The organism is Flavobacterium sp. (assembly GCF_044368995.1).
Classification (GTDB): Bacteria; Bacteroidota; Bacteroidia; order Flavobacteriales; family Flavobacteriaceae; genus Flavobacterium.
The window spans coordinates 1-2,856 of the sequence record NZ_JBIPMS010000165.1 but is presented as its reverse complement, the minus strand read 5'-3'; the positions used below and the strand labels follow the sequence as shown (position 1 = coordinate 2,856).

General features: G+C 29.1%; 3 protein-coding genes. All 3 read right to left on the bottom strand.

Annotated features, from left to right (window positions below):
• Nucleotides 1–312, bottom strand: a 312-nt coding sequence (locus ACIQ2I_RS08865) for a TolC family protein (protein WP_396182050.1), incomplete at its 3' end; no start/stop codon positions are given.
• A 7-nt stretch (nt 313–319) separates the two neighbouring features.
• Complete coding sequence (locus ACIQ2I_RS08860; protein WP_396182049.1) at nt 320–1,678, bottom strand: HlyD family secretion protein; 1,359 nt, start codon at nt 1,676–1,678, stop codon at nt 320–322.
• Nucleotides 1,679–1,680: 2 nt separating this feature from the next.
• Nucleotides 1,681–2,856 (bottom strand): ATP-binding cassette domain-containing protein (locus ACIQ2I_RS08855; protein ID WP_396182048.1); only part of this gene is annotated, 1,176 nt, incomplete at its 5' end.

The window sequence follows — 2,856 nt, the reverse complement described above, 5'->3', positions numbered from 1 at the left end:
CTCATTACTTTCAAAACCCCCACTAAATTCAATTCCGTACCAAGTTGGAATTTTAAATCCACCATTAAAAACGGAATAATATTTTTTATCGTTAAATTCTTTATTGTTAAAATCTGCTTCTAATTTTGGATCAAAAGCACCTCGAGCCATTAATAAATTTGATTGTGCTTGCGAAATTTCCAAATCTGCAATTTTCACTAAAGGATGAAATTTTTTCACCATTGCCAAATACTCATTAAAGGACATTTCTCTGGTTACTTGAGCATTTACAAAATTAACAGCGAAAAAGAATAATAAATAAAAGGTCTTCATTTTTGTATTATTTTTCAGAAACATCTTTACTTTTTTCTTTAGTTGTTTTGTAATAGTTTGGTGGAAACCCATTAAGCGTTCGCCATACTTCAAACCAAATAGGAACTTCATTTAATAGTGCCATAGTTTGTGCTCCAGATCCCATACTTAATTGTTTTGGCCATTTATGTTTGTCAGTTTCATCAGGTGCAATTAAAATTCGGTATTTTCCATTCTCAGAAATAAAATTTTCAATAGCAACAATTTTTCCACCAAAAGTTCCGTAGGATAAATTTGGCCATCCTGAAAATACAATTGTTGGCCAACCGTCAAACCAAATACGTACTTTTTCACCTTTTTGAATTAAAGGAAAATCATTTGGCGAAACATACGTTTCTACGGCAACATCATATTTTGCTGGCATTATGCTTACAATTGGTGTACCTTCTTTAATGTTTTCACCTAATCCAGATTTTAATGCTCGGTTTATATAACCACTTTGTGGTGCTTTTATGTAGTACATGCCATTACGAATTTTATAATTACTATATTGGTTTTTAAGTTTATTTACTTGAGCTTCGGTGTCAAATTGTACACTTAAGGCAGTTTGTTTATCGCTGCTTGCTTTGGCGTTTTTTTCAGCATATTCGGCCCTAATTCGGTTGAGTTCCATTGTTGCATTTAACACTTCATTTTTACTTGTGATATATCTGTTTTCTTGCGTGATAATTTTTGCTTCAGTTTCTTGTAATTTTAATCGTTTTTCTTCAACATCGGTCATAGCTTTTAATCCCTCTTTTTCTAGGCTTACAGAACGTTTATATTGTGTTTGGGCTATTTTGAGTTGGGTTTTACTTGCTTCAAAATCGATGCTATCACTTTGAATTTTTAAGTAAGCTTGTTTTAATTTATTTTGTGCTTGTCGTAATTTTAGATTTTTTTCGTTCTGAATAGCGCCCATTTGATCTTCTAAAGCAATTACTTTATCTGCATAAGAACGTACAGCATTTTCCTTTGCTTTCATTTGATTACCTGTATTTTCAACTAAATTTGGATCTAAATAATCTTCTTTAATTTCCGATATAAATAATATAGTATCTCCCTTTTCAACATAATCACCTTCATTAACATACCATTTTTCAATTCTTCCCGAAATTAAGGATTGAATAGTTTGAGGTCGTTGATTTGGTTTTAAAGTTGTTACCGCACCAGAACCAGATATGTTTTGTGTCCAAGGCAAGAATATAACAATTACACATACTACTGAAAAAATAACTAATATTTTGTTTAGTATTTTATAATGCTTGCTATTGTTAAGTTGTTGTACGGCACTATGTTTTTCTAAATTAGAAACTGGTATGCTGTTTTTATTTGAAATATTTAGCATAATTATATTTTTTTTAAATCGTTACTAATTTTACCCTCACTTAACGTGATAACTCGGTTGCATTTTTCTTTAAAATGAGCATTTTTAGAAACGGCTATTATGGTCCATTTTTGATCTTTATGTAATAAGAAATCAATAATTTTTTTGGCGGTTTCTGTATCTGTTTTGTCTAAAGCATTTTCAAAAAATAAAATTCTTGGTTGATTTATAATACTTCTTGCAATTAATATTTTTTGCATATTTGATGATGAAAGCTGTTTGCCATCTGAAGTTATTGGTGTTTGTAATCCTAAAGGCAATGTTTTAATAAATGAGGTTAAATCTACACCGTCTAAAGCCCATTTTAACACACTTTTTTCTGTTTTTTGATTAAATGTAATGTTGTCTAAAATTGTGCCTTCAAATAGCGATTCGCCATAAATAATACTTCCAAAATGTTTGCGATAATCGTTTATGTTTACTTTGTTATAAGTATCGTCATTGATAATAAAATGACCTTTTGTTGGTTGTAATAAACCACTTAACAATCTAATTAAAGTTGTTTTTCCCGAACCGTTTTCTCCTTCAATTATAATTCTTTCGCCTTGATTTATTTCTAGGTCAATATTTTCTAACACATTTTCATTTTCAAACTCAAATTTAAATTCAACATTTTCCAAAGTAATAGATAAATTAGAAAAACAAGAATTATTTTCAATTGAAGATTCATCTGAAGGTTCTAGCTCTAAATCGGTGATTTGTCCAATTTTTTCAACAGAAGTTAGCACATCGTAAAATGTTTCTAAACCTAAAATTATTTTTTCAACAGAATTAATTACCAATAAAATAATAATTTCTGCAGCCACAAATTGCCCGATATTCATTTGCTGATTGATTACTAAAAATCCGCCAATAAGAAGTAAACTCGAAGTAATTAATGCTTTAAAAATTAATAGTTGCGAAAATTGTCTTTTTATTACACTAAAATGTTTTTCTCTGTAACCTAAATATTTTGTTACTAAACTATTATTCTTTTCTAAAGCAAATTCAAGATGATTTGGATTTTTAAAGCTAAAATTATTTTTCGCCAATTCTAATATCCAGTTGGCTACTTTGTATTTCGATTTAGATTCTTTTAAACTTGTTTGTAATCCTGATTGGTATGAAAATTTGAAAATTAAATACAATAATATTGCCAG

Coding starts and splice junctions, on each gene's coding strand:
- ACIQ2I_RS08860 (WP_396182049.1), bottom strand. CDS start 1,678: ATGCTAAATATTTCAAATAAAAACAGCATACCAGTTTCTAATTTAGAA.